Here is a 26,409-nt window from a genome sequence, read left to right as displayed (position 1 = left end):
CATGGCTGAAGCCGAAAAGACTGTCCGTACGCTGACTGGCCGTGTTGTCAGCGACAAGATGGACAAAACCATCACCGTTTTGATCGAGCGTCGCGTTAAGCACCCGATCTACGGTAAATATGTTAAGCGTTCGACTAAGCTGCACGCGCACGACGAAACCAATCAGTGCCACATCGGCGACAAGGTCACTATTCGTGAAACTCGTCCGCTGGCCAAGACCAAGTCTTGGGCGCTGGTTGATGTTCTCGAACGCGCTGTGGAAGTCTAAGGACTAGGGGTCGGAGAAATTATATGATTCAGACTCAATCCATGCTCGATGTGGCCGATAACAGCGGCGCTCGCCGTGTTATGTGCATCAAGGTGCTGGGTGGCTCCCATCGTCGTTACGCTGGTATCGGTGACATCATCAAAGTTACCGTGAAGGAAGCAATTCCTCGCGGTAAGGTGAAAAAAGGCCAAGTGATGACTGCTGTTGTAGTCCGCACTCGTCACGGTGTACGCCGTGCAGACGGCTCTATTATCCGCTTTGATGGCAACGCTGCTGTTCTTCTGAACAACAAGCAAGAGCCGATCGGCACCCGTATCTTTGGGCCAGTGACGCGTGAACTTCGTACTGAGAAGTTCATGAAGATCGTCTCGCTCGCCCCAGAAGTGCTGTAAGGAGATCCGACATGCAAAAGATTCGTCGTGACGACGAGATCATCGTGATCGCCGGCAAAGACAAAGGTAAGCGCGGTAAGGTTCTTAAGGTTCTCGCTAATAACCGTCTGGTTATTGGTGGTCTGAACCTGGTTAAGCGCCATACCAAGCCTAACCCTATGTCGGGCGTGCAGGGCGGTATCGTCGAAAAAGAAGCTCCTCTGGACGCTTCTAACGTCGCCATTTTCAACGGCGAAACCAACAAGGCTGACCGCGTTGGTTTTAAAGTAGAAGATGGCAAGAAAATTCGTGTCTTCAAGTCGACCCAAAAAGCGGTTGATGCTTGAACACTGCTAGGTAGAAGACCATGGCACGACTAAAAGAGATTTACTGGAAAGAAATCGCACCGAAGCTTAAGGAAGAACTTAAGCTCTCGAACGTGATGGAAGTTCCACGCGTTACCAAAATCACCCTGAACATGGGTTTGGGCGAAGCGGTCGGTGACAAAAAAGTCATCGAGCACGCTGTTGCTGACCTGGAAAAGATCACCGGTCAAAAAGTCGTTGTGACTTACGCTCGGAAATCCATCGCTGGCTTTAAAGTCCGTGAAGGTTGGCCGATCGGCGTCAAAGTGACTCTGCGCCGTGAGCGTATGTACGAATTCCTGGATCGTCTGCTGTCGATCTCCCTGCCTCGGGTTCGCGACTTCCGCGGCCTGAATGCCAAGTCCTTCGATGGTCGTGGTAACTACAGCATGGGCGTGAAAGAGCAGATCATCTTCCCGGAAATCGACTACGACAAGATCGATGCTCTCCGCGGTCTGGACATCACCCTGACCACCACTGCCAAGAACGATGATGAAGGTCGCGCTCTGTTGCGTGCTTTCAAATTCCCGTTCCGCAACTGATTGGAGTAGGACCATGGCCAAGATGAGCATGAAAAACCGCGAGCTGAAGCGTCAGCTCACGGTTGCCAAGTACGCCAAGAAGCGTGCAGCACTGAAAGCAATCATCGTTGATCTGAACGCAAGTCCAGAAGCGCGTTGGGAAGCTACAGTTGCTTTGCAGAAGCAGCCACGTGACGCAAGCGCTTCGCGCATGCGTAACCGCTGCCGCCTGACCGGTCGTCCACACGGCGTTTACCGCAAGTTCGGCCTCGGCCGTAACAAACTGCGTGAAGCGGCAATGCGTGGTGACGTACCAGGTCTGGTTAAAGCTAGCTGGTAAGTACTTTCAGCGTCTAGGGGGTCTGCATCGCAAGATACTGACCGCCGGTGACCTTGAATCTGGAACAAGCCCCTTTTGGGGCTTGTTTCATTTCCGGAGTGTGTCTAAAATACGCGGCTCGCCTGAGCCCGTGTTTTTTACGCTCGGAGATTCTCGGCGACATATGTAGCCGCAAGGCTAATTTTTTTGTATTAGGAGCGTCTAGCCCATGAGTATGCAGGACCCGTTAGCGGACATGCTAACTCGTATCCGTAATGCCCAGATGGCTGAAAAGTCCGTCGTAAGCATGCCATCTTCCAAGTTGAAGGTAGCTGTTGCCAAAGTCCTGAAAGACGAAGGCTACATTGCGGGTTATCAGATCAGCAGCGAAACCAAGCCACTGCTGTCCATCGAGCTGAAGTACTTCGAAGGCCGTTCGGTCATCGAGGAAGTGAAGCGTGTTAGCCGTCCAGGCCTGCGTCAGTACAAGTCCGCTGAAGATCTGCCGAAAGTTCGTGGCGGTCTTGGCGTGTCTATCGTCTCCACCAACAAAGGTGTGATGACGGATCGTGCTGCGCGCGCTGCCGGTGTCGGCGGCGAAGTTCTTTGCACTGTGTTCTAAGGGGGGATAAGCATGTCTCGCGTCGCTAAGAACCCCGTTAAGCTGCCAGCCGGTGTCGAAGTCAAATTCGCAGGCCAACAGCTTTCGGTGAAGGGTGCCAAGGGCACTCTTGAACTGAACATCCATTCGTCCGTTGAGATCGTTGAAGAAGCTGGTGAGCTGCGTTTCGCTGCTCGCAATGGCGATCAACAAACTCGCGCAATGGCCGGTACCACGCGTGCGTTGGTAAACAACATGGTCCAAGGCGTAAGCCAAGGCTTCGAGCGCAAGCTCCAGCTGGTCGGTGTTGGTTACAAAGCGCAAGCAAAAGGCACGGTTTTGAACCTTGCCCTTGGCTTCTCGCACCCAGTGGATTACGAACTGCCGGAAGGCATCACCGCTGAGACCCCTAGCCAAACCGATATCCTGATCAAGGGTATTGATAAGCAGCTGGTAGGTCAGGTGGCCGCTGAGATCCGCGACTTCCGTCCACCAGAGCCTTACAAAGGCAAAGGTGTGCGCTACGCGGACGAAGTCGTCCGTCGTAAAGAAGCCAAGAAGAAGTAGGGCATAGCAAATGACCGACAAAAAAGTTACTCGACTGCGTCGCGCTCGCAAAGCACGCCTGAAAATGCACGAACTCGAAGTCGTGCGTCTCTGCGTGTACCGCTCGTCGCAGCACATCTACGCCCAGGTCATCTCGGCCGACGGCAACCAAGTCCTGGCAAGCGCCTCGACTTTGGATAAAGAACTGCGTGATGGTGCTACTGGCAACATCGACGCGGCCACTAAGGTTGGCCAGCTGGTCGCTACGCGTGCTAAGGCCGCGGGCGTCTCGCAAGTGGCTTTCGACCGCTCTGGCTTCAAGTACCACGGCCGCGTGAAAGCGCTGGCTGATGCTGCTCGTGAAGCTGGGCTGGAGTTCTAAGTTATGTCAAATAACGACCAAAAGCGCGACGAAGGCTACATTGAGAAGCTGGTTCAAGTTAACCGCGTAGCTAAAACCGTTAAAGGCGGCCGTATCTTCACTTTCACTGCGTTGACCGTGGTAGGTGATGGTAAAGGGCGCGTTGGCTTCGGCCGTGGCAAGTCACGTGAAGTGCCTGCTGCGATCCAGAAGGCAATGGAAGCTGCTCGTCGCAACATGATCCAAGTTGATTTGAACGGTACCACTCTGCAGTACGCAATGAAGTCCGCCCATGGCGCTTCGAAGGTGTACATGCAGCCTGCCTCTGAAGGTACCGGTATCATCGCTGGCGGCGCTATGCGTGCTGTCCTCGAAGTTGCTGGTGTTCAGAACGTTCTGGCCAAGTGCTACGGCTCGACTAACCCTGTAAACGTGGTTCACGCCACTTTCAAAGGTTTGAAAGCCATGCAATCTCCTGAGTCCATCGCTGCTAAGCGTGGTCTGACTGTCAAGGAGATCTTCTGATCATGGCTACCGTTAAAGTAACGCTGATCAAAAGCATGACCGGCCGCATTCCTAACCACAAACTGTGTGTTAAAGGTTTGGGTCTGCGTCGCATCGGTCACACTGTAGAAGTCCAGGATACTCCCGAGAATCGCGGGATGATCAATAAGGCTTACTACATGCTGCGTGTAGAGGGTTAATCGATGAAACTCAATGATCTGAGTCCAGCGCCGGGCTCCCGTCGCGAAAAGCATCGTCCGGGCCGTGGTATCGGTAGCGGTTTGGGTAAGACTGGTGGCCGTGGTCACAAAGGTCAAACCTCCCGCTCCGGTGGCACCATTGCTCCAGGCTTTGAAGGCGGTCAACAGCCGCTGCATCGTCGCCTGCCTAAGTTCGGTTTCGTATCCCTGAAAGCTATGGATCGCGCAGAAGTGCGTCTGTCCGAGCTGGCTAAAGTGGAAGGCGACATCGTTACTGTGCAGACCCTGAAAGATGCCAACGTGATCAACGTCAACGTACAGCGTGTGAAAATCATGCTGTCCGGTGAAGTGACTCGCGCTGTCACTATCGGCAAGGGAATCGGCGCCACCAAAGGTGCGCGTTCGGCTATCGAAGCAGCTGGCGGCAAGTTCGAGGAATAAATGGCTAAGCAAGGTGCTCTCTCAGCGCTCGGCAAAGGCGGTATGTCTGAACTTTGGGCTCGTCTGCGTTTTCTGTTCCTGGCGATTATCGTCTACCGAATAGGCGCACACATCCCGGTTCCAGGTATCAACCCGGACCGACTCGCAGACCTGTTTCGACAGAATGAGGGGACCATTCTTAGCTTGTTCAATATGTTTTCCGGCGGCGCGCTGGAGCGGATGAGCATCTTTGCACTGGGGATCATGCCGTATATCTCGGCATCGATCATCATGCAGTTGATGACCGCCGTCAGCCCGCAGCTGGAGCAGTTGAAGAAGGAAGGTGAAGCTGGCCGTCGCAAGATTAGCCAGTACACCCGCTACGGCACTGTTGCCCTCGCTCTGGTTCAGGCTATCGGCATGTCCGTTGGCCTGGCTGGGCAGGGCGTTGCGTTCACTGGTGACTTTGGCTTCCATTTCGTCGCGGTATCCACATTTGTGGCTGGTGCGATGTTCATGATGTGGCTGGGTGAGCAGATTACTGAGCGCGGTGTTGGTAACGGTATCTCGATGTTGATTTTCGCAGGTATCGTCGCCGGTCTTCCGAGAGCGATTGGGCAGTCTTTCGAGTCTGCACGTCAGGGTGATATCAATATCTTCGCCCTAGTTGCTATCGGTTTGCTGGCAGTAGCGATTATCGGTTTTGTGGTGTTCATTGAGCGTGGCCAGCGTCGTATTGCTGTTCACTACGCCAAGCGTCAGCAGGGCCGTAAGGTCTTTGCTGCGCAGACTAGCCACTTGCCGCTGAAAGTGAATATGGCCGGTGTTATTCCGGCAATTTTCGCGAGCAGCATTTTGCTGTTTCCGGCTTCGTTGGGTACCTGGTTTGGCCAGTCTGAAAATATGGGCTGGCTGCAGGACCTCTCTCAGTCGATCGCTCCTGGTCAGCCGTTGAATATTCTGCTGTTTAGTGCAGGGATTATTTTCTTCTGCTTCTTCTATACGGCGTTGATGTTCAATCCGAAAGACGTAGCGGAAAACCTGAAGAAGTCCGGTGCCTTTATTCCGGGTATCCGTCCAGGTGAGCAGTCTGCGCGCTACATTGATGGCGTTCTGACTCGTTTGACCCTGTTCGGTGCTCTATATATGACGGCCGTCTGCCTGTTGCCCCAGTTCCTTGTGGTTGCAGCAAACGTTCCGTTCTACCTTGGCGGGACCTCGTTGCTGATCGTGGTCGTGGTTGTGATGGACTTCATGTCCCAAGTACAATCGCACCTCGTTTCGCACCAGTACGAATCCCTGATGAAGAAAGCCAACCTGAAGGGTTACGGCAGCGGCATGTTGCGCTGAGTACCCATAAGGTTCGAGGAGTTGGTGATGAAAGTTCGTGCATCGGTGAAAAAGCTGTGCCGTAACTGCAAGATTATTCGCCGCGAAGGTGTTGTTCGAGTAATTTGCAGCGCGGAACCGCGTCACAAACAGCGCCAAGGCTGAGTGTGATCCGCTTGAAGCCCGGCAGCTAGTGCGCTGCCGGGTTGATTATTTGTTATTACAGCGATATTATCTCGCGCCCTATTTCTTGGCTTCCGGGGCGTAGGTAGCTGTCAATTGGAGTCCCACTGAATGGCCCGTATTGCAGGCGTTAACATTCCAGATAACAAGCACACTGTTATCTCGCTGACCTACATCTATGGTGTTGGTCGCACTACTGCGCAGAAAATTTGCGCAGACACTGGGGTAAACCCAGCCGCTAAGATCAAGGATCTGAGCGACGAGCAGATTGAGCTGTTGCGTGGCGAAGTGGCGAAGTTCACCACTGAAGGTGACCTGCGTCGCGAAATCAACATGAAAATCAAGCGTTTGATGGACCTCGGTTGCTACCGTGGTCTGCGTCATCGTCGTGGTCTTCCAGTACGCGGTCAGCGTACCAAGACTAACGCGCGTACCCGTAAAGGTCCGCGTAAGCCGATCCGCAAGTAATCGCCCACGCGAATCGACAGGAAATTAATCATGGCAAAACCTGCTGCTCGTCCTCGTAAAAAAGTTAAAAAGACAGTGGTTGATGGCATCGCCCACATCCATGCATCTTTTAACAACACAATCGTGACCATCACCGACCGTCAAGGTAACGCGCTTTCTTGGGCTACCTCCGGTGGTTCGGGTTTCCGCGGTTCCCGCAAGTCCACCCCGTTTGCTGCTCAAGTAGCTGCTGAACGTGCTGGTCAAGCTGCGCTGGAATATGGCCTGAAAAACCTCGACGTTAACGTCAAAGGTCCAGGTCCAGGTCGTGAGTCTGCTGTCCGTGCTTTGAACGGCTGTGGCTATAAGATCGCCAGCATCACCGACGTGACGCCAATCCCGCACAACGGGTGCCGTCCGCCGAAGAAGCGCCGCGTGTAATCCAGGAGATTGTAAAGAATGGCTCGTTACATTGGTCCAAAATGCAAACTCGCTCGTCGCGAAGGCACCGATCTCTTCCTGAAGAGCGGCGTGCGCGCGATCGAATCGAAGTGCAACATTGAAGCAGCACCTGGTATCCACGGCCAACGCCGCGGTCGCCAGTCCGATTACGGCACCCAACTGCGTGAAAAGCAGAAGGTTCGTCGTATCTACGGCGTTCTCGAGCGTCAGTTCAGCGGCTACTACAAAGAAGCTGCTGGCAAGAAAGGTGCAACTGGTGAAAACCTGCTGCAACTGCTCGAATGCCGTCTGGACAACGTTGTATACCGTATGGGCTTTGGTTCGACTCGTGCCGAATCCCGTCAGCTGGTATCGCACAAGTCGATCAGCGTTAACGGTCAGACCGTAAACGTTCCGTCTTATCAGGTTCGTGCTGGTGACGTGGTCGCAGTTCGCGAGAAAGCAAAAAACCAACTTCGCATTGTCCAAGCTCTCGATCTGTGTGCCCAACGTGGCCGCGTAGAATGGGTAGAAGTAGACACTGAGAAGAAGTCGGGCGTTTTCAAGAACGTTCCTGCTCGCAGTGATCTGTCCGCCGACATCAACGAAAGCCTGATTGTCGAGCTCTACTCCAAGTAAGGGCTAGAAAATAGGTGCATCCATGCAGATTTCGGTAAATGAGTTCCTGACACCCCGCCACATTGATGTGCAGGTTGTCAGTCCAACCCGCGCCAAGATCACACTCGAGCCTCTCGAGCGTGGTTTTGGCCACACCCTGGGCAACGCGCTGCGCCGCATCCTGTTGTCCTCAATGCCCGGCTGTGCAGTAGTCGAGGCCGAGATTGACGGTGTGCTCCACGAGTACAGCGCCATCGAAGGTGTACAGGAAGACGTAATTGAAATCCTGTTGAACCTTAAAGGTCTGGCTATCAAGCTGCACGGCCGTGACGAAGTTACGCTGACCTTGTCGAAGAAGGGTTCGGGGGTGGTTACCGCTGCCGATATTCAGCTGGATCATGATGTCGAGATCGTTAATCCCGATCACGTAATCGCTAACCTGGCGTCTAACGGCGCCCTGAACATGAAGCTCACTGTAGCTCGTGGTCGTGGTTATGAACCGGCCGACTCGCGTCAGAGCGATGAAGACGAAAGCCGCAGCATTGGTCGCTTGCAGCTCGACTCTTCGTTCAGCCCGGTTCGCCGTATCGCATACGTGGTGGAAAACGCCCGTGTCGAACAGCGTACTAACCTGGACAAGCTGGTTATTGATCTGGAAACCAACGGTACTCTGGATCCTGAAGAGGCTATCCGCCGCGCTGCAACCATTCTGCAACAGCAGTTGGCTGCGTTCGTCGACCTCAAAGGTGACAGCGAACCAGTGGTAATCGAGCAGGAAGACGAGATCGATCCGATCCTGCTTCGCCCGGTTGACGATCTGGAACTGACTGTACGTTCGGCTAACTGCCTTAAGGCGGAAAACATTTACTACATCGGCGACCTGATTCAGCGTACCGAAGTAGAACTGTTGAAGACTCCGAACCTGGGCAAGAAATCCTTGACTGAAATCAAGGACGTTCTGGCCTCCCGCGGTCTGTCCCTCGGCATGCGCCTCGACAACTGGCCGCCTGCAAGTCTTAAGAAGGACGACAAGGCGACTGCCTGATCGTCGTAATCACCGAACGTGAGTTTGGTAAGGAATGAACCATGCGTCATCGTAAAAGTGGTCGTCACCTGAGCCGTACCAGCTCGCACCGCAAGGCCATGTTTCAAAACATGGCGGTGTCGCTGTTCGAGCACGAGCTGATCAAAACTACACTGCCGAAAGCTAAAGAACTGCGTCGCGTTGCTGAGCCGCTGATTACTTTGGCTAAGACAGACAGCCTGGCTAACCGCCGTCTGGCTTTCGACCGTACTCGTTCGAAAGCTATCGTTGGTAAGCTCTTCAACGACCTGGGCAAGCGTTACGCTACCCGTGAGGGTGGCTACCTGCGCATCCTCAAGTGCGGTTTCCGCGCTGGTGACAACGCGCCTATGGCGTACGTTGAGTTGGTTGATCGTGCTACTGCCGGCGAAGCTGTAAGCGCCGAGTAAGACGACAAGCTGTAACAAAGAACCGGGCCTAGTGCCCGGTTTTTTGTGCGCGTAACAAAAGCGCGATTTGTACAAGTTTTCGGGGTAGGGGCTTGGCACTATGCTGTTGAGGTTGTTGGTAGTAATTTTCTATTGATGCGTGAAATTTAATGAATTTGTACGTGTCATGTTGCTGATCAATAATCCTCCCAAGCCGATTAGCCGGCAGTTCTAAGTCCGACCTGAGGAAAATTGAGCATGAGCCAGAATAAAATCCTTACTACCGCCAGCGGTGCTCCCGTTGCAGATAACCAGAATTCCCGTTCTGCTGGCCCGCGTGGCCCGCTGTTGCTCGACGATTTCCATCTGATCGAGAAGCTCGCTCACTTCAACCGTGAAAACATTCCTGAGCGCCGCGTACACGCCAAAGGGTCGGGTGCCTACGGAACGTTTACAGTCACCCAAGACATCACTCAGTACACAAGCGCCAAGCTGTTTGAATCTGTGGGTAAGCAGACCCCGACCTTCCTGCGCTTCTCAACTGTGGGAGGTGAGCGTGGTTCTGCTGATACTGAGCGCGACCCACGTGGTTTTGCCTTGAAGTTCTACACTGAGGAAGGCAACTGGGACATCGTGGGGAACAACACTCCGGTGTTCTTCATTCGCGATCCGCTGAAATTCCCTGACTTCATTCACACTCAGAAGCGTCTGCCGCAAAGCAATCTCAAAAGCGCACAGATGATGTGGGACTTTTGGTCGCACTCCCCTGAGGCGCTGCACCAAGTGACCATCTTGTTTTCGGACCGTGGCATTCCAGACGGCTACCGTCACATGCACGGCTTTGGCAGCCACACTTACAGCCTGATCAATGCTAATGGTGAGCGTCACTGGGTGAAATGGCACTACAAAACCAAGCAGGGGATCAAGAATCTGGCTCCAGCCGATGCTGCACGCTTGGCCGGTACCGACCCCGATTACGCCCAGCGTGATCTCTTCGGTGCGATCGAGCGCGGTGATTTCCCGAAATGGCGCGTCTGCATCCAGATCATGACTGAAGCCCAGGCTAACGCTCACTACGAGAACCCTTTCGACGTGACCAAAACCTGGTCGCAGAAGGAATTTCCGTTGATCGAAGTTGGTGAGCTTGAGCTCAATCGCAACCCGCAAAACTACTTTGCTGAAGTTGAGCAGGCAGCATTCGGCCCGAGCAATATGGTCCCAGGTGTTGGCCTGTCCCCAGACCGCATGCTGCAAGGTCGGGTTTTTGCCTACGCTGATGCCCACCGCTACCGTGTTGGCACCAATCACCAGCAGTTGCCGGTAAATGCGCCGCGCAACCCGGTAAATAGCTACCAGCGTGACGGGTCGATGGCTTTCGGCAACAATGGTGGTGGCGCCCCTAACTACGAGCCAAACAGCTACGCCGATGCACCTAAGCAAGCTCCGCAGTACGCCGAGCCAGCCTTGGCCCTGAGCGGTGCCGCTGATCGTTACGATCATCGGGAAGACACTGACTACTACAGCCACGCCGGGGCGCTGTTCCGCCTGATGAACGATGATCAGAAAGCCCTGCTCACCAATAACATCGCGGGTGCAATGGCTGGGGTTTCCAATGATGTGGTTCAGCGTCAATTGGCGCACTTCTACAAAGCGGACCCTGCATATGGAGAAGCAATCGCAAAGGCATTGGGTGTATCGCTTAACTGACTCTAAACGATAAGCAGAACCGCCCTCATTTGGGCGGTTTTTGCGTTATTTCCGCTACTTTTCTCCGGAAATCTTCACTTTTATGCCGTTAGTCCCGTGACCTCCGAGTCATCATGGTTCAAACTACAGACTTTCAAGCAGGGAGATGTAGGGCGATGCAAGGTCACCCCGACGTAATCGATTACCTCAACACGTTGCTGACGGGCGAACTGGCAGCTCGTGACCAATATTTCATCCACTCGCGTATGTACGAAGACTGGGGTTTTACCGAACTCTATGAGCGTATCAACCACGAGATGGAAGAAGAGGCACAGCACGCTGACGCGCTGATGCGTCGTATCCTGATGCTCGAAGGCACGCCGCGCATGCGTCCCGATGATCTGGACGTGGGCACCAGCGTACCTGACATGCTCGCAGCCGATCTTCGCCTTGAGTACAAGGTGCGTGCTGCGCTCTGCAAGGGCATCGAGCTCTGCGAGCAGCACAGCGACTTCGTCACGCGGGAAATCCTGCGTGTGCAGTTAAACGACACCGAAGAAGATCACACCTACTGGCTGGAAAAGCAGTTGGGCCTGATCAAGTTGGTAGGGCTGGAGAATTATCTGCAATCGCAGTTCTGATTTCCGGCTACTAAAAAGCCCCTGTCACCGCAAAGTGACAGGGGCTTTTTTATGGGGCATACATCAGGCTCGATCACGCTCCAACAGCGGCTTCAAGTAGTAACCGGTGTGAGACTGCGGCATTTCGGAGACTTGCTCCGGTGTACCTACCGCGATGATCTGGCCACCCTTGGAACCGCCTTCCGGCCCTAGGTCCACCAACCAGTCAGCAGTCTTGATCACATCAAGGTTGTGCTCAATCACGACCACAGTGTTGCCGTGGTCGCGCAATCGGTGAAGCACGTCCAGCAGTTGCTGGATATCTGCGAAGTGAAGGCCCGTGGTCGGCTCATCGAGGATATACAGAGTCTTGCCCGTATCGCGCTTGGACAGCTCGCGAGACAGCTTCACCCGCTGCGCCTCACCCCCGGACAGCGTGGTCGCCGACTGTCCCAGCTTGATATACGACAGGCCTACATCCATCAGTGTTTGCAGCTTGCGCGCCAATGCTGGAACTGCGTCGAAGAACACGCGAGCTTCCTCGATGGTCATCTCCAGGGTTTCGTGGATGTTCTTGCCCTTGTACTTGATCTCTAAGGTTTCGCGGTTATAGCGCTTGCTCTTGCATACGTCGCACGGCACATAAATATCCGGCAGGAAGTGCATCTCCACCTTAATCAGACCATCGCCTTGGCACGCCTCACAGCGCCCGCCCTTGACGTTGAACGAGAACCGGCCAGGACCATATCCACGCGAGCGTGACTCCGGAACACCGGCGAACAGCTCGCGAATCGGTGTAAACAGCCCAGTGTAGGTCGCTGGGTTAGAACGCGGCGTGCGGCCAATCGGGCTTTGGTCGATGTCGACGACCTTGTCTAAATGCTCCAGGCCTTTGATGCTGTCATGTGCCGCCGCTTCCAGGGTAGTTGCACCGTTCAGGGCGGTTGCGCTCAGTGGGAACAGGGTGTTGTTGATCAGTGTCGACTTGCCCGATCCGGAAACACCGGTCACGCAGGTCAGCAAGCCCAGAGGAATTTCAAGATCGACATTACGCAGGTTGTTCCCGCGTGCGCCTTTGAGGTGTAGCGCCATCTTCTTGTTGCGCGGCGTGCGTTTAGCCGGTACTTCAATCTTCACGCGGCCAGACAAGTACTTGCCGGTCAACGAGTCCGGGTGAGCCATGACTTCGGCCGGCGTACCCTCGGCAACAATATGCCCACCATGTACGCCGGCACCTGGGCCAATATCGACCACATAATCCGCCAGGCGAATCGCGTCTTCGTCGTGCTCGACTACGATTACCGTGTTGCCGATATCCCGCAGGTGTTTCAGCGTACCCAGCAGTCGGTCGTTATCCCGTTGGTGCAAACCAATGGACGGCTCATCAAGGATGTACAAAACGCCTACCAGCCCGGCACCAATCTGGCTGGCCAGGCGAATACGCTGCGCCTCACCGCCGGACAGTGTATCGGCACTGCGATCCAGCGAAAGATAATCCAGGCCCACGTTAACCAGGAACTGCAACCGCTCACGGATTTCCTTGAGGATTTTGTCGGCAATCTCCCCACGGCGTCCTGTCAGCTTGAGGACACCGAAGTATTCACAGGCATCGCCAATCGGCAGATTGGTCACTGCCGGCAGCGTCTTCTCACCCACCCATACATGCCGCGCCTCACGACGCAGGCGAGTGCCACGGCAATCCGGGCAAGGTTGAGTGCTGAGGAATTTCGCCAACTCTTCGCGCACGCTCGCCGATTCGGTCTCGCGGTAGCGCCGCTCCAAGTTCGGCACGATGCCTTCGAACGGGTGGGAGCGCTTGACGATGTCGCCACGGTCGTTCAGGTATTTAAAGTCGACGTTCTGCGAGCCACTGCCATTAAGGATGACCTTCTGCTGATCTGCCGGCAGTTGGTTGAATGGCACTTCAAGGCTGAATTTATAGTGAGACGCCAGTGAACCCAGCATCTGGAAGTAGTAGACATTACGCCTGTCCCAGCCGCGTATTGCCCCCTCCGCCAACGTCAGCTCGCCGTTGACCAGGCGTTTGATGTCGAAGAATTGCTTTACCCCAAGACCATCGCAGGTCGGGCAAGCGCCGGCCGGGTTGTTGAAGGAAAAAAGCTTGGGTTCCAGCTCGCTGATGGCGTGGCCACAGATCGGGCAGGCAAAGCGTGCGGAGAAGATGATCTCTTCACCCGGCTCGTCATCCATCGGCGCCACCAGGGCAATACCGTCCGCCAGTTTCAGCGCGGTTTCGAATGACTCGGCCAGACGCTGCTGCAGGTCGGCGCGCACTTTGAAACGGTCGACCACTACATCTATCGAATGCTTCTTCTGCTTGTCGAGCTTTGGCGCTTCATCCAGCTCATACAGCTTGCCGTTGATGCGCGCGCGTACAAAACCCTGGGCACGCAGCTCTTCGAAAACAGAAAGGTGCTCGCCCTTACGCTCGCGAATCACCGGGGCCAGCAGCATCAGCTTGGCGCCTTCCGGCTGGGCCAGTACCAAGTCGACCATCTGGCTGACGGTCTGGGCTTCCAGCGGAATGTCGTGGTCCGGGCAGCGGGGAATACCTACCCGCGCGTACAGCAGGCGCAGGTAGTCGTAGATTTCGGTGATGGTGCCCACGGTGGAGCGTGGGTTGTGGGAGGTCGACTTCTGTTCGATGGAAATCGCCGGCGACAGACCTTCGATGGTGTCGACGTCAGGCTTTTCCATCATCGACAGGAACTGCCGGGCATAGGCCGACAGCGATTCCACATAGCGGCGCTGACCTTCGGCATACAGCGTGTCGAACGCCAGGGACGATTTGCCCGAGCCGGACAAGCCGGTGATGACAATCAGTTTGTCCCGGGGCAGGGTCAGGTCGATGTTCTTCAGGTTGTGGGTTCTAGCCCCACGAATCAGGATCTTGTCCAAGATGGCCTCGCACGGCGGGCGTAAATAATGCCGGAGTATACGGCTAAAGACTGGATGAATATACACTGTCAAAGTGCCGGGTGCAGCCTTACATGAAAGCTGCGCGGCAAAGCGCCGCATATACCCTCTCAATCGATGGGACTGGTAGAATCGCCGCCGGTTCACACGAGGTTTTTCCATGCACGATCCCCACAGCGAACGCATGAGTAGCGGCGAGACCCGAGCAGCAAGCGGTCTGGCCCTGGTGTTCGCGTTCCGTATGCTTGGCATGTTCATGGTGTTGCCGGTACTGGCGACCTATGGAATGGATCTGGCAGGCGCGACCCCCGCACTGATCGGCCTGGCGATTGGCGCCTATGGCCTGACCCAGGCGATTTTTCAGATCCCCTTTGGGATCATTTCCGACCGCATTGGCCGGCGTCCGGTGATTTACCTCGGGCTGATCGTCTTCGCCCTCGGCAGTGTGCTCGCGGCGCAGTCCGATTCCATCTGGGGTGTGATCGCCGGGCGTATCCTGCAAGGTGCTGGGGCGATTTCCGCTGCGGTGATGGCGCTCCTCTCTGACCTGACCCGCGAACAACACCGCACCAAGGCCATGGCCATGATCGGCATGACCATTGGCCTGTCGTTTGCGGTGGCCATGGTGGTCGGCCCCTTGCTGACTCGTGCTTTTGGCCTGCACGGCTTATTCCTGGCCACCGGCGGCATGGCGTTGTTCGGGATCGTGATCGTTGCCTTTATGGTGCCGCGCTCCACCGGCACGTTGCAGCACCGGGAGTCGGGTGTCGCACACAAGGCGTTGTTGCCGACGCTCAAGCACCCAGACCTGCTGCGCCTGGATTTAGGTATCTTCGTATTACACGCAATGCTGATGTGCAGCTTCGTCGCCTTGCCCCTGGCCCTGGTGGAAAAAGCCGGGCTGCCCAAGGAGCAGCACTGGTGGGTCTACCTCACTGCTCTGCTGATTTCGTTCTTCGCCATGATTCCGTTCATCATCTACGGCGAGAAGAAACGCAAAATGAAACGAGTTCTCCTGGGCGCCGTAGCGACATTGATGCTCACTGAACTATTCTTCTGGCAGTTCGGCGACAGCCTTCGGGCGCTTGTGATCGGGACGGTGGTGTTTTTTACCGCGTTCAACCTGCTGGAGGCTTCATTGCCTTCGCTGATCAGTAAAGTTTCACCGGCGGGTGGCAAAGGCACGGCCATGGGGGTGTATTCCACCAGCCAGTTCCTTGGCTCGGCGTTGGGCGGCATCATGGGCGGCTGGATGTTCCAGCATGGCGGTTTGTCGGTTGTGTTCCTCGGATGCGCCGGGCTTGCTGCACTTTGGCTGGTCTTTGCTGTTACCATGCGCGAACCTCCCTACGTCACAAGTCTGCGTTTGCCGCTATCGCCTGAGGCGATCCGTGAAAGCGGTCTGGTAGAGCGCCTGAAGGCAGTCGTAGGGGTAACAGATGCAGTCGTGGTCGCTGAAGAGGCGGCCATTTACATCAAATTGGACACCGAATTATTGGATCGCGCGACGCTTGAGCAACTGGTCAATCCAGTGCCGACAGCGCGCCCAGCTTAGGAGAACGTTATGGCCCGTGGGGTTAACAAAGTCATATTGGTCGGTACATGCGGCCAGGATCCCGAAGTTCGCTACTTGCCTAACGGTAACGCCGTGACCAACCTGAGTCTGGCGACCAGCGAACAGTGGACCGACAAGCAAACCGGCCAGAAGGTCGAGAAAACCGAGTGGCACCGTGTGTCGATGTTTGGCAAGGTTGCAGAGATCGCCGGCGAATACCTGCGCAAAGGTTCGCAGGTCTACATCGAAGGCAAACTGCAGACCCGCGAGTGGGAAAAAGACGGCATCAAGCGTTACACCACTGAAATCGTGGTCGACATGCAAGGCACCATGCAACTGCTGGGCGGTCGTCCACAAGGCGATCAACAGGGCCAGGGCGGCATGTCCAACTCGGCACCGCGTCCACAGCAGTCGCGTCCACAGCCAAGCCAGCAGCCACAGCGTGAGTCGCGTCCGGCGCCACAACAGGCCGCTCCGCAACCGGCTCCGGATTTCGATAGCTTTGATGACGATATTCCTTTCTAGGATATCGCTCGGAGCAATCCGTTAAGCTTTCCCGAAAAGCCCCATGAGCCCTGCTCTTGGGGCTTTTTTGTTTGTAGGTTCGCATTGAGAACCGCCGACCCACACAGTCATGGATGAACATCGTGTCGAACACACTGCTGCGCTACGTATTGGCCGTCGTTTTGGCGGCCGGCTGCACCGCGTTACACGCTGAGCCAAAGGCTTCTAAAAACCTGATTGTCGGCCTCTGGGCCATGCAGGCATTGAACGAAGGTCAAACGACCGTGGCTGAGTTCAGGTCCGATGGCCAATTGTTGATGCACGCTTTCGACTGCGTGAAATCAACTCGGGAACCGACGAACGTGGTCGCTTATTCCGTGGCTGACAATGGGGACTTAATCAACATGATATTACCGACCAAAACCATTGAGCTGAAGGTGCTGACCTTTTCTCCCGAGGCCATGCAGTTCACTTCCCGAACGGATGGCATGGAAATCAGGTACGACCTTGAAAAAGTCGACAGCATCGATTCTGTGTGCGAACGCTACCCTCAGCTCAAGGCCGAGCAGGCCCGGAGTACGCCCTACACCGACAGTGATTTCGTCGCTGCCCCAGCCATTCCCGACCATCCGGGTATGGACCGCTACGTCGGCAAATGGAGCTCCAGTAATTTTGTGATGTATGAAATTACCCGAGATGTGAACGGGGTTTTTTACCTGAGTACGCCCAGTGACAAAAACTGGCATTACCTCTACAACGACGTCCACTGGATAGGCAATGCACTGCATTTCCAACGGTATACCTACTCGGACCATGAACAGGCGTTTCGTCTCCCAAAGCACAAATTACTCACCCCTACCAGTCTTGAACCCATGCTTGACGGCCGGATGCGCGAAGACTTCATCCTCAATGGCGATCCGTACATGAGTTTTCTGAAGCGGATGAAATGACGGCATAGAAGATCTCCGGCCCTGGCATTTGTCCTCATGGGTCACACGATTTAGGCTGTAGCCCCTTCCAAAGAACAAGGAAAGCCGCGATGACCTGGTCTGCCAAGCAGTACACGATGTTCGAGCAACAACGCACCCGTCCGGTCCGTGACTTGGTTGCAGCCATTCCAAATAGTGACGTGAAAACCGCCGTTGACCTGGGGTGCGGCCCTGGCAACTCCACTGAAGTGCTGGCCGAGCGCTTCCCTCAAGCACATGTCATCGGCATGGACAGCTCCGACGATATGTTGATCGACGCCCGCAAACGCCTGCCGGAATTGAGCTTTGAACTGGCCGATATCGGCGCCTGGAGTCCCGCGCAAAAATTCGACGTGATCCTGGCCAACGCTTCGCTGCAATGGGTGCCCAACCACAGCACGCTTTACCCTCATCTGGTCAACCAACTGACGCCCGGCGGCACGCTGGCAGTGCAAACCCCGGACAACCTCGATGAGCCTGCACACCGGCTTGCGCGTGAAGTCGCGGCTGAGGGCCCGTGGTCTGCAAAGCTTGGTACGGTCAAACACAATGAGCGGTACGCGGCGAGCTACTACTACGAGTTGCTGAGCAAGCACTGCGCTGCCGTTGACGTATGGCGCACGACCTACCTGCACCCGTTGGCGGATCACGGGGCTGTGGTGGAGTGGTTCAAGGGCACGGGATTACGTCCATTCCTTGCGCCTTTGACCGATGGTGAAAAAGCCGCCTTTCTACAGGAATATCAGGCGCGGATTGCCCAGGCGTATCCAGCCCTGGCCGATGGCACCGTGTTACTGCCGTTCCCGCGCCTCTTTATTATCGCGACCCGCTAAAACACCCAGGCAAGCAGCGTTTACGCCGCCGCTGCTTGCGCCTTCAAATACTCCTCCGCCGACACCACGCCCGCATACCCAAACGCCAACGAGGCCATGTACGCGCCATGCACCTGCGCGGCCGGAATCACCTGCCCGTTGAACTCCTGATCGCGGGTGGCGCAGGCATCATGAATCACCGTGACCTTGTAGCCCAGATCCGCTGCGGCCCGCACCACGGCATCGACGCACATATGGCTCATGCTGCCGACCACCACCAGTTCGGTGATGCTGCGTTGTTCCAGCAAGGCGCGCAGATTGGTTTCACGAAACGAGTTCACGAAATGTTTAAGCACCACAGGCTCATTGCTTTCGTTCAGTACCTTTGGATGCAACTGCGCGCCTTGTGACCCAGGCGTGAAGAACGGTGCATCTTCGGACGTGAATTCATGGCGCACATGAATCACCGCATCACCTGCCTGGCGGAACGCCTTGAGCACCTGCGCAGCCTTGTCCGCCGCAGCTTCCACACCATCAAGCGGCCACTTGCCCTGGGGGAAGTAGTCGTTCTGGATATCGATTAGGATGAGCGCTTGCTTGGCCATGGGTATTGCCTCGTGATGGGTTGATGGGCCCAGTATCTTAGCTGGCGCCGGCGCCGGGGATTGGCTGCACCGACAATAACAGGGGGAAAACTGACAATGGCTGTTGTTGAGCTGGGCGTGTTGATCTACGAAGGGGCGCAATTGGCCGCCGTGCATGGCCTGACCGACCTGTTCGGCGTGGCCAACCGGATTGCGGCCGAGCATCAGTCTGCACAACTGCCGCTGCTGCGTATCAGTCATTGGCAGGTAAGTGCCGATGGCTCGCCGAAAAGGGTATTCGACAGCCACCCAGGCCCCGACCAGCCGATGATGGCCGTGCTGGTGCCCCCGTCGATTGGTGAGTTCACCGAAGAACAAGCGCCGCCTGCGCTGCTGGAGTGGCTTCGTCAGCAGCACGCGACGGGGACCGTACTCGGTGGCGTCTGTATCGGCTCGATCATGCTGGCGCGCAGTGGCTTGCTGGATGGGCGCAGCGCTACTACCCATTGGTCTTCCGCCAAGTCTTTTGCCGCACGTTACCCCTCCGTGCGCCTGGAGGCGGACAAACCTATTGTCGATGACGGCGACCTGATTACTACGGCCGGGCTGATGGCGTGGTCCGAACTGGGCCTGCGTCTGGTTGACCGTCTCATGGGGCCGAGCATCGCTGCCGACACCGCGCGGTTCTTGGTCATCGAACACAGCGACAGCGCCAGCCAGTGCGGCAGTAACTTTGCGCCGATCCTCGGTCATGGCGACGCGGCCATTCTCAAGGTCCAACATTGGTTGCAAGCCAGCGGGGCGGTAGATGTGTCCGTCGCGACCATGGCGCAAGAGGCGGGGTTGGAAGAACGTACTTTCCTGCGGCGCTTTCGCGGCGCCACTGGCTTGAAACCCACCGAATACTGCCAGCACCTGCGTGTGGGCAAGGCGCGGCAGATGTTGGAGTTCACCAACGGCACCATCGACCATATCGCCTGGACCGTGGGCTATCAGGATCCCAGCGCCTTTCGCGCCATTTTCAAGAAAATCACAGGTCTGGCGCCCAGTGATTATCGCAGCCGTTTTGGCGTGTGAATCGTGCAGAACGCCGCGCACTTGACGCCTCGTCGTGCAGAATAAAACAGGCCAAATGCCATCGGTTTTTCAGTAACTGATTGATTTCAAACCGGTCCCGCCCCTCCGTGTTTTGGCCTGATCCCTGCAGCCTTCTTGATACACACATGGCCGGACGGCCAAGGGGGACGCATGACCCCGACACAACGCAAAAAATGGGTGGTCGCTTACTCCACACGAGAGGGCGCACCTCAGCATGAAGTGGACACAAACCTCGCCCTGGCCCGCTGGCTGGCGCAAATTCTGGGGCTTAAATTCGGCGGCAGCTACGATCCGCAAAAACATGCTGGCCGTGAGCTGTATTTACTGCCCACGCAAACCCTTGTGGGCCCGGCGCAGGCCCGCGCCCTTAACGTCAAAGGCCCCGAAGATCTGTGGGGCGGCTATGTCGATCACGACTTCATCTGCACCAAAGCCATCAGTCATGGCTTGCTAAGCCCTGAGGCCAAGGCGCCAGAGGGATGGTCGCCGTTGTTCTGCGAGCGGGTAAAAAAAGTCGTGTTGGAAGGCCTCAGTGTATTCGCGCTCAAGGACGCACTGCCCGCTGCCACCCATTTGCTCAACGACGGGCCCATTCGCCTGAAACCAGTGCACGCCTGCGCTGGACGCGGCCAGGAAGTTATCCACAGCCTCGATGCCTTCAAAGACGTGCTGGCGCGGCCTGAGGCTATGCAGTTGTTCGACGAAGGCGTGGTGTTGGAGCAGGACCTGCATGATGTGGTCACCCATAGCGTGGGCCAGAGTTTTATCGGCGATCACGTGTTCAGCTATTGCGGCGAGCAATACCTGACCGAAGATGGGGAGGGCGAAGGTGTCTATGGGGGATCCGAGCTGCTGGTCGTACCCGGTTATTACGAAGACTTGCTTAAGCTCGATCTGCCCGAGGACGTACGCCTGGCCATCGAGCAAGCGCAGGTCTTCGACACGGCAGCTGATGAAGCCTACCCCGGCTTCTATGCCTCACGGCGCAACTACGACATCGTTCAAGGCTTGGATAGCCACGGCCAGCGTCGCAGTGGCGTGCTCGAACAATCCTGGCGCATGGGCGGCGCCAGCAGCGCGGAAGTCGCGGCGCTGCAGAGCTTCATCAACCACCCGGGCCTTAAAGCCATTCATGTGTCCTCGGTAGAAACCTACGTGGACCAAGCGCTGCCGGCGGATGCCATTGAGGTGTACCGCGGCCCCGCGGAAAACAGCGACTTTCTTCTCAAGTACGTGACGGTTAAATCTTATGACGGCTAGAAGTGAAACCATTTCCATCGATATCGACGACGAACAAATGAGCGGCACTTTTCTGAGCCCTAAATCCAAAGTGCCGGGCGTGTTGTTTGTGCACGGCTGGGGCGGTAGCCAAGAGCGGGATCTGGAGCGGGCCAAAGGCATCGCCGGCCTGGGGTGTGTGTGCCTGACCTTCGACCTGCGCGGCCATGCTGGCAACGGTATTCCATTGAACCGCGTCACCCGCGAAGACAACCTGCGCGACCTGCTGGCGGCGTACGACCGGCTGCTCGCCCATCCTGCCATCGACACCTCGGCGGTGGCGGTCGTGGGCACCAGTTATGGCGGCTACCTGGCTGCAATCCTCACCTCGCTGCGCCCGGTACGCTGGCTGGCGCTGCGTGTGCCGGCGTTGTACCGCGATCAGGAATGGCTCAAGCCCAAGCGCGATCTGGATAAGGTCGATTTGATGGATTACCGCAGCACCTTGGTGCATGCCGAGACCAACCGCGCCTTACATGCTTGTGCGGCGTTTACCGGTGATGTGCTGATTGTCGAATCGGAAACCGATGACCATGTGCCCCACGCCACCATCATGAGTTACCGCGCCGCGTGCCAGCAGACCCATTCCCTGACTCACCGCATCATCGATGGCGCTGACCACTCCCTCAGCGATCCGGTGTCCCAACAGGCCTACACCTCGATCCTGGTGGACTGGATCACCGAGATGGTGGTCGGCGAGCGGTTGAGCATCCTCCAATCCCAGTAGTTCGTTCAGGCGGGTGTTTTCTTCACCCGCAACGCCTTGGCCTTGGCTTCCACGCCCAAGTACATCACCAGTGCAATCAGCAGTGGGCAGATGAAGTAGATCGCCCGATACGCAATCAACCCCGCCAGCAAACTGCCCCGCGACGCCTCATGCTGTAACAGCCCGATAAACACCGCTTCCAGCACCCCAAGCCCGGCTGGGATATGGGTGACTACGCCGGCAATCGCGCTGATCAACAGCACACCCAGTACCAGCGGATAGTCCAACTTGGCGGGCAGCAGGGTAAAAATCACCGCCGCCATCAGCGACCAGTTCAACGCGCCCAACGCCAGTTGCAAGCAGGCCATGCGCAGCGATGGGAGGTTGATCTCGATGCCTCGGATCGACCACGCGCGTTTTTTCGAAAATTGGCAGGCCGCCAGGTAGCCCAGGCTGGCCAACACCAGCAATACACCCACCCCTTGCAGCGCGCCGCTGCTCAGCTTCCAGCCCGGCGGCATGGTCACCAGCCCGCTGCTGAAAACCGCGCCCGCCAGCGCCATGTAGCCAAACCAATTGGTGGCCAGGCTCAGGCCCAGAATCTTGGCGATATTGCCGGTGCTCACGCCCAACCTTGAATACAGCCGATAGCGCATGGCGATGCCGCCGACCCACGCGCTGAGGTTGAGGTTGAACGCGTAGCTGATGATGCCCACCGGCAGAATCTGCTTCCAGCGCAATGGCTGGCGGATGTAGGTGCGGCCGATCAGGTCGAAGCAGGCGTAGACGATAAAGCTGCACAGGGTCAACGCGCCTGCTATCAGCAAGGTACGCAGTTTGAAATCACCCAGCGTCTGGACCACCTCGCTCCAGTCGATCCTGCGGGCGAGCAGGGTGAACAGCACGATCAGCAGCAGGAAGAAGGCGATGGTCAGGGGCTTCTTCCAACGCTTGAAACGCTCAGCTTTCATGGCGCTGTTCCTCATGCACGAAGGGTTTCAAGCGCGGTTTGTGCGCAGGCAGCCAACCGGTCAGCGCGGGGAAATGGCGCATCACATGGAACACCAGGAAGCCGACGGTCAATCGCCACAACCACAGGCGTGGCTTGCGGTTTTCCGGCATGGTCTGGCAGTGATTTTTACTGAGCACTTCGAGGCGCTCGTACAGTTGCTGATTAAACGCGCGGTCGCGAATCAACACGTTGGCTTCCAGGTTCAGTGCCAGGCTCAAGGGGTCCAAGTTGCTCGAACCTACAGTGCTCCACTCGTCATCCACCAATGCGACTTTGCCGTGCAGCGGGCGCTGGCAGTATTCGTGAATCACTACACCGTCTTTGAGCAGGTAGTCGTAGAGCATGCGTGCTGCCAGTTTGGCCAGCAGCACGTCGGGTTGGCCCTGCATGATCAACTGCACATGCACACCGCGGCGCGCGGCGTTGCGGATTTCCCGCAGCAGGCGGTAGCCGGGGAAGAAATACGCGTTGGCGATCACCGCTCGGTGTTGGGCCTTGCTCAGGGCATGGATATACGCTTCTTCGATATCGTCGCGGTGTTGCAGGTTGTCACGGTAAATCAACCGTACCAGGCCGTCGCCGTGCTCGCTCGACCACGCTGAAGGCCGCTGCTGGCGCCGTCGCCACCCGCGCCGCGTGCGCACCTGGCGACCGCTTTGTGCCAAGGCAAAGTGATGCAAGTCTGCCACCGCCGGGCCAATTACCTGCACCGCGTAATCCTGTTTGGCCTCGGGGCCGAAATCCCCCAAGTGATCAGCAGAGAAGTTGATCCCGCCGATAAACCCCACGGTGGCGTCCACCACCACAATCTTGCGGTGCAGGCGGCGGAACCAGTTTGTGCGAATCCCCAGCGTCTTGGACGCCGGATCGAACATCTGCACCGTCACGCCGGCTTCGGCCAGCTCACCGAGAAACCCCGCGCTCAGCTCGCCGCAGCCAAAGCCATCCAGGCTGACCACGACCTTGACCCCACGCTGCGCCGCCTCGATCAGGATACGTTGCAGCTCATGGCCAACCTTGTCTTCGAAAAGGATAAAGGTCTCCAGCAGGATCTCGCGCCGGGCTTGGCGCAGCGCCTCGAATACCTTGGGAAAGTACGCTTCGCCGTTCTCCAGCAACTCGACCTGATTACCGCTTTGCCAGCCGTAATCCAGGTCGCGTGCCTTGGTTTCGTCCGGCGGCTGGTCGGTAGAGATGTGCTCGACCGCAATGTTCATAGCTCAATCTCCACCGACAGCGGCACATGGTCTGAAAGATGGGACCACGGCCGTGTGGTCAGCACCTGTGGGTTGTGAACCTTCACGTTGCGCACATAAATGCGGTCCAGCGGCAGCAACGGCAGGCGTGCCGGGAAGGTGCGCGCCGGTTTGCCAAGGGTGTGCACGAACACCTCGGTGAGGCCGCTTTGGCTCAAATCGGCCCGCTGGCGCCAGTCGTTGAAATCGCCGGCGACCACCAACGGCGCATCGGCGGGAATCTCGCGGATGCGCTGCTCCAGCAAACGCAATTGCTGCTGGCGATGCACCTCGCGCAAGCCCAGGTGGATACAGATTGCGTGCACTTCCTGCCCGCTGCCCGGCAAGCGCAACACGCAATGCAGCAGGCCACGGTTTTCATGGCCGCTTTGGGAGATGTCGAGGTTGTCGTAGCTCACGATCTGGAATTTCGACAGCAGCGCATTGCCGTGGTCGCCATGGGGATAAACCGCGTTACGCCCGTAAGCGAACTGCGGCCAGATACTGTCGGCCAGAAACTCGTACTGCGGCATGTTCGGCCAGTCGCTGTAGCGCTGCGGATGGCGCTCGTGGGTGCCATGGATTTCCTGCAGGAACACCATGTCTGCGCCCACGCTGCGCACCGCTTCTCGCAGCTCGGGCAGGATGAAGCGTCGGTTCAGGGCGGTGAAGCCCTTGTGGATATTGACCGTCAGCACTGTAAAGCGCGTGATGGCGACGCTGGGGGTAACGGGCACCCAGTCGGGGATCGCAGTCATGTGTATTCCTGTGAAGAGTGGGGCTTGGCTTCATGTAATGGCTGACTGCTGGCGGCTGGAGAAAGTTTCGAGCGTCCTACGGACGGTTCTGAAGGACGCATGGAGTTACAAATGCTGTTGAATTGCCATCACTGACGTGATCCAATCCCGCGCTATTTACCCCATTCAACGATTGTGCAGGGCCTGTTCATGGATGATGCAGTTGGCGCGTATTCGGCGTTGGCAGTGGGTCGGCGGCTCTTTTCATGAAGGCCGGAACCCATCAAGTGAATACCTCCTTTACCCGAAAAATCAGCCTGCTTGCTGGCGCCGTGGCGCTCAGCGGCTGCGCGACGCTTAACGACGCCGGCAAAAACTACGGCACGGCCATCGGTTGCGCCGGTGGTGCATTGCTCGGTGCAGGCCTGACGTATGCGATCACGGGCGATGCCAAAAAGGCGATCGTCGGCGGTGGTGTGGGCGCGGCGGCCGGTTGTGTGGCGGGTAACTTGTGGCAGAACCGTTTGCAGGAACTGGAGCGGATCGCCAAGGAAGAGAACCTGAATATCCAGGTGCAAACCCTGCAAAGCCAGGAGGTCGCCAGCGGAAACGCCCGCGCGCCGGCACCGACTGAAGCGGGCATCGTTGCCCAAGTGCAGGATGAAGGCATGTTCGCCACCGGCAGCGCGCAGTTGAGCGCCAATGGTCAGCGCCAGGTCCGCAAGTTGGCCGCCGCGTTCGCGCCTAAGCAGGGCCAGAACAGCCAGGCGGCGATTCTGGTCGTCGGCCACACCGACGCTACCGGCAGCGCCGCCACAAACCAGCGGTTGTCCGAGCAACGTGCCCGCGCCGTGGCGTCGATCCTGGCCGAGCAAGGCATCGCCCCGCAGCGTATGTTTTTCCAGGGGGCGGGGGCTTCGCGGCCAATCGCCGACAACAGCGATGTGCAGCAACGCGGCAAGAACCGTCGGGTTGAGATCGTTGAAGTGACTGACCGCAACATGCTGGTCAAACGGGTCAACGCCGAACAGAACAACTCCAAATACCTGGCGCACGGTACCTCGACCGAGCCTGCGCGCACCGTCGCCCGCGCGCCGAAAAACAAGCCTGCTGCCACCACCAAACCGGCTGCCGAGAGCAAGCCCGCCGATGCCGGTACCGCCCTGGTCGACTTTGGCGGCCAGCCGGCCAGCGACACGCGTTGGACTCTGGCCCAAGGCATCGCGCCGAAAAAGGCCGGGTTCGCTCTGGTCAGCAGCGCGCAAGCCAACGATCTGCCCAACAGCAGTTGCGAAGCCGACCGCCCGCGAGAAACCGGCAAGGTGTTCAACCTCGCCAGCGGCAAGGCGCTCGACACCCAAGTCACCACCGAGTACCTGCCGGGCTACAACAACCGCGTGTGGGCGAATGTGGTCAATGGCCACCTGGTGACGCTGTCACCGGTTTCGATCCTGCGTGACGGCGCCAGCGTCGACCGCCAACCCTTCATCGAAGTGGTCCAGGGCTACAAGGACGGCAACCGCAAGTCGATCAAAAGCAAAGCCGTGGCCAACACCTACGAAGGTGAGGACCTGGTGCTCTATCGCGTTTTCATCCAAGACCCCAAGGCACCGGTGTCGTGTATCGACGTGGTGTTCAGCAAGAAAAACTCCGAAGCCACGGACGGTGCGTTGTTCTACCCGCGCAGCCGTGAAGCTTTCACTACCCGTTTCGTGCCGATTCGCGCGTAAG

Annotated in this window: 33 protein-coding genes; 28 read left to right on the top strand and 5 right to left on the bottom strand. The window is 57.2% G+C overall.

The annotated features are described in order from the left end of the window. The first annotated feature begins 1 nt into the window (after nucleotide 1). The 20 genes from rpsQ to bfr all read left to right on the top strand — a co-directional run bounded on the left by rpsQ (nucleotide 2) and on the right by bfr (nucleotide 11,273). Nucleotides 2-268, top strand: a complete 267-nt coding sequence (gene rpsQ, locus G9Q84_RS17150; RefSeq protein WP_003176419.1) for a 30S ribosomal protein S17 — start codon at nucleotides 2-4, stop codon at nucleotides 266-268. A gap of 23 nt (nucleotides 269-291) precedes the next feature. Then, nucleotides 292-660 (top strand): 50S ribosomal protein L14, encoded by a 369-nt coding sequence (gene rplN / locus G9Q84_RS17145; protein ID WP_002555479.1) that lies wholly within the window; start codon nucleotides 292-294, stop codon nucleotides 658-660. An 11-nt stretch (nucleotides 661-671) separates the two neighbouring features. Beyond that, complete coding sequence (rplX, locus tag G9Q84_RS17140; RefSeq protein ID WP_003176416.1) at nucleotides 672-986, top strand: 50S ribosomal protein L24; 315 nt, start codon at nucleotides 672-674, stop codon at nucleotides 984-986. A 20-nt stretch (nucleotides 987-1,006) separates the two neighbouring features. Beyond that, nucleotides 1,007-1,546, top strand: coding sequence for a 50S ribosomal protein L5 (gene rplE / locus G9Q84_RS17135; RefSeq protein WP_003176415.1), 540 nt, complete (start codon nucleotides 1,007-1,009; stop codon nucleotides 1,544-1,546). Nucleotides 1,547-1,559: 13 nt separating this feature from the next. Continuing rightward, the gene (rpsN, locus tag G9Q84_RS17130) at nucleotides 1,560-1,865 is read left to right on the top strand and encodes a 30S ribosomal protein S14 (protein ID WP_003176414.1); all 306 of its coding nucleotides are present in this window, start codon (nucleotides 1,560-1,562) and stop codon (nucleotides 1,863-1,865) included. Between the two features lie 208 nt (nucleotides 1,866-2,073). After that, a complete protein-coding gene (rpsH, locus tag G9Q84_RS17125) occupies nucleotides 2,074-2,466 on the top strand; it encodes a 30S ribosomal protein S8 (protein ID WP_010566853.1) in 393 nt (130 codons plus the stop codon). A gap of 12 nt (nucleotides 2,467-2,478) precedes the next feature. Next, nucleotides 2,479-3,012, top strand: coding sequence for a 50S ribosomal protein L6 (rplF, locus tag G9Q84_RS17120; protein ID WP_003176412.1), 534 nt, complete (start codon nucleotides 2,479-2,481; stop codon nucleotides 3,010-3,012). Between the two features lie 10 nt (nucleotides 3,013-3,022). Then, nucleotides 3,023-3,373, top strand: a complete 351-nt coding sequence (gene rplR, locus G9Q84_RS17115) for a 50S ribosomal protein L18 (RefSeq protein WP_003176410.1) — start codon at nucleotides 3,023-3,025, stop codon at nucleotides 3,371-3,373. Nucleotides 3,374-3,376: 3 nt separating this feature from the next. Further along, the gene (rpsE, locus tag G9Q84_RS17110) at nucleotides 3,377-3,877 is read left to right on the top strand and encodes a 30S ribosomal protein S5 (protein WP_003176409.1); all 501 of its coding nucleotides are present in this window, start codon (nucleotides 3,377-3,379) and stop codon (nucleotides 3,875-3,877) included. Between the two features lie 2 nt (nucleotides 3,878-3,879). After that, entirely contained in the window at nucleotides 3,880-4,056 is a 177-nt protein-coding gene (gene rpmD, locus G9Q84_RS17105) for a 50S ribosomal protein L30 (RefSeq protein WP_003176408.1), read from the top strand. A gap of 3 nt (nucleotides 4,057-4,059) precedes the next feature. Next, complete coding sequence (gene rplO, locus G9Q84_RS17100; protein WP_003176407.1) at nucleotides 4,060-4,497, top strand: 50S ribosomal protein L15; 438 nt, start codon at nucleotides 4,060-4,062, stop codon at nucleotides 4,495-4,497. Continuing rightward, nucleotides 4,498-5,826 carry a preprotein translocase subunit SecY gene (gene secY, locus G9Q84_RS17095; RefSeq protein WP_017736663.1) on the top strand — a complete coding sequence of 443 codons (1,329 nt, stop codon included), beginning with the start codon at nucleotides 4,498-4,500 and terminating at the stop codon, nucleotides 5,824-5,826. It begins immediately after the preceding gene. Nucleotides 5,827-5,853: 27 nt separating this feature from the next. After that, entirely contained in the window at nucleotides 5,854-5,970 is a 117-nt protein-coding gene (gene rpmJ, locus G9Q84_RS17090; RefSeq protein WP_002555468.1) for a 50S ribosomal protein L36, read from the top strand. A 129-nt stretch (nucleotides 5,971-6,099) separates the two neighbouring features. Further along, nucleotides 6,100-6,456, top strand: a complete 357-nt coding sequence (gene rpsM / locus G9Q84_RS17085) for a 30S ribosomal protein S13 (RefSeq protein WP_003210063.1) — start codon at nucleotides 6,100-6,102, stop codon at nucleotides 6,454-6,456. 30 nt (nucleotides 6,457-6,486) lie between these two features. After that, a complete protein-coding gene (gene rpsK, locus G9Q84_RS17080) occupies nucleotides 6,487-6,876 on the top strand; it encodes a 30S ribosomal protein S11 (protein WP_002555466.1) in 390 nt (129 codons plus the stop codon). Between the two features lie 18 nt (nucleotides 6,877-6,894). Continuing rightward, nucleotides 6,895-7,515 (top strand): 30S ribosomal protein S4, encoded by a 621-nt coding sequence (gene rpsD / locus G9Q84_RS17075; protein WP_003176404.1) that lies wholly within the window; start codon nucleotides 6,895-6,897, stop codon nucleotides 7,513-7,515. A gap of 22 nt (nucleotides 7,516-7,537) precedes the next feature. Then, nucleotides 7,538-8,539 (top strand): DNA-directed RNA polymerase subunit alpha, encoded by a 1,002-nt coding sequence (locus G9Q84_RS17070; RefSeq protein WP_003176403.1) that lies wholly within the window; start codon nucleotides 7,538-7,540, stop codon nucleotides 8,537-8,539. Between the two features lie 41 nt (nucleotides 8,540-8,580). Next, entirely contained in the window at nucleotides 8,581-8,967 is a 387-nt protein-coding gene (gene rplQ, locus G9Q84_RS17065) for a 50S ribosomal protein L17 (RefSeq protein WP_003176402.1), read from the top strand. Nucleotides 8,968-9,204: 237 nt separating this feature from the next. Further along, nucleotides 9,205-10,653 carry a catalase gene (locus tag G9Q84_RS17060; RefSeq protein WP_181643756.1) on the top strand — a complete coding sequence of 483 codons (1,449 nt, stop codon included), beginning with the start codon at nucleotides 9,205-9,207 and terminating at the stop codon, nucleotides 10,651-10,653. Between the two features lie 155 nt (nucleotides 10,654-10,808). Next, nucleotides 10,809-11,273, top strand: coding sequence for a bacterioferritin (bfr, locus tag G9Q84_RS17055; protein ID WP_032884537.1), 465 nt, complete (start codon nucleotides 10,809-10,811; stop codon nucleotides 11,271-11,273). A gap of 63 nt (nucleotides 11,274-11,336) precedes the next feature. Here the strand turns inward: bfr and uvrA are convergent, their stop codons facing one another. After that, a complete protein-coding gene (gene uvrA, locus G9Q84_RS17050) occupies nucleotides 11,337-14,171 on the bottom strand; it encodes an excinuclease ABC subunit UvrA (protein WP_032884538.1) in 2,835 nt (944 codons plus the stop codon). A gap of 178 nt (nucleotides 14,172-14,349) precedes the next feature. Between uvrA and G9Q84_RS17045 the strand changes: the two genes are divergently transcribed. The 4 genes from G9Q84_RS17045 (at nucleotide 14,350) to tam (ending at nucleotide 18,049) form a co-directional block, all read left to right on the top strand. Beyond that, on the top strand, nucleotides 14,350-15,744 hold the full coding sequence (locus G9Q84_RS17045) for an MFS transporter (RefSeq protein ID WP_181643755.1): 1,395 nt from the start codon (nucleotides 14,350-14,352) through the stop codon (nucleotides 15,742-15,744). A 9-nt stretch (nucleotides 15,745-15,753) separates the two neighbouring features. Next, nucleotides 15,754-16,269, top strand: a complete 516-nt coding sequence (locus tag G9Q84_RS17040; protein ID WP_003232445.1) for a single-stranded DNA-binding protein — start codon at nucleotides 15,754-15,756, stop codon at nucleotides 16,267-16,269. Nucleotides 16,270-16,391: 122 nt separating this feature from the next. Continuing rightward, entirely contained in the window at nucleotides 16,392-17,198 is an 807-nt protein-coding gene (locus G9Q84_RS17035) for a hypothetical protein (RefSeq protein WP_181643754.1), read from the top strand. 89 nt (nucleotides 17,199-17,287) lie between these two features. Next, nucleotides 17,288-18,049, top strand: coding sequence for a trans-aconitate 2-methyltransferase (gene tam / locus G9Q84_RS17030; protein ID WP_095186178.1), 762 nt, complete (start codon nucleotides 17,288-17,290; stop codon nucleotides 18,047-18,049). 20 nt (nucleotides 18,050-18,069) lie between these two features. Here tam and G9Q84_RS17025 read toward each other — a convergent pair whose 3' ends face one another. Continuing rightward, nucleotides 18,070-18,633, bottom strand: coding sequence for a cysteine hydrolase family protein (locus G9Q84_RS17025; RefSeq protein WP_032884542.1), 564 nt, complete (start codon nucleotides 18,631-18,633; stop codon nucleotides 18,070-18,072). 96 nt (nucleotides 18,634-18,729) lie between these two features. Between G9Q84_RS17025 and G9Q84_RS17020 the strand changes: the two genes are divergently transcribed. From G9Q84_RS17020 to G9Q84_RS17010, 3 genes are all read left to right on the top strand, one after another. Continuing rightward, nucleotides 18,730-19,689, top strand: coding sequence for a GlxA family transcriptional regulator (locus tag G9Q84_RS17020; protein WP_095186179.1), 960 nt, complete (start codon nucleotides 18,730-18,732; stop codon nucleotides 19,687-19,689). Between the two features lie 171 nt (nucleotides 19,690-19,860). Continuing rightward, on the top strand, nucleotides 19,861-20,970 hold the full coding sequence (locus G9Q84_RS17015; protein WP_181643753.1) for a DUF3182 family protein: 1,110 nt from the start codon (nucleotides 19,861-19,863) through the stop codon (nucleotides 20,968-20,970). Further along, nucleotides 20,960-21,715, top strand: a complete 756-nt coding sequence (locus G9Q84_RS17010) for an alpha/beta hydrolase family protein (RefSeq protein WP_181643752.1) — start codon at nucleotides 20,960-20,962, stop codon at nucleotides 21,713-21,715. Before G9Q84_RS17015 ends, G9Q84_RS17010 begins: the two co-directional genes overlap by 11 nt. A gap of 5 nt (nucleotides 21,716-21,720) precedes the next feature. Here G9Q84_RS17010 and G9Q84_RS17005 read toward each other — a convergent pair whose 3' ends face one another. The 3 genes from G9Q84_RS17005 to G9Q84_RS16995 are packed head-to-tail and all read right to left on the bottom strand — an operon-like array spanning nucleotide 21,721 to nucleotide 24,699. Continuing rightward, nucleotides 21,721-22,665, bottom strand: coding sequence for a lysylphosphatidylglycerol synthase domain-containing protein (locus tag G9Q84_RS17005; protein WP_099603296.1), 945 nt, complete (start codon nucleotides 22,663-22,665; stop codon nucleotides 21,721-21,723). Further along, entirely contained in the window at nucleotides 22,655-23,923 is a 1,269-nt protein-coding gene (clsB, locus tag G9Q84_RS17000) for a cardiolipin synthase ClsB (protein WP_095186183.1), read from the bottom strand. The genes G9Q84_RS17005 and clsB overlap by 11 nt, the downstream gene beginning before the upstream one ends. Beyond that, nucleotides 23,920-24,699, bottom strand: a complete 780-nt coding sequence (locus G9Q84_RS16995; protein ID WP_032884548.1) for an endonuclease/exonuclease/phosphatase family protein — start codon at nucleotides 24,697-24,699, stop codon at nucleotides 23,920-23,922. The genes clsB and G9Q84_RS16995 overlap by 4 nt, the downstream gene beginning before the upstream one ends. Before the next feature lie 266 nt (nucleotides 24,700-24,965). Here G9Q84_RS16995 and G9Q84_RS16990 point away from each other — a divergent pair, with 266 nt between their 5' ends. Continuing rightward, nucleotides 24,966-26,408, top strand: a complete 1,443-nt coding sequence (locus G9Q84_RS16990; RefSeq protein WP_032884764.1) for an OmpA family protein — start codon at nucleotides 24,966-24,968, stop codon at nucleotides 26,406-26,408. The last annotated feature ends 1 nt before the right edge of the window (nucleotide 26,409 follow it).

The organism is Pseudomonas sivasensis (assembly GCF_013778505.1).
Taxonomy (GTDB): domain Bacteria; phylum Pseudomonadota; class Gammaproteobacteria; order Pseudomonadales; family Pseudomonadaceae; genus Aquipseudomonas; species Aquipseudomonas sivasensis.
This window is presented reverse-complemented; position numbering and strand designations above follow the sequence as displayed.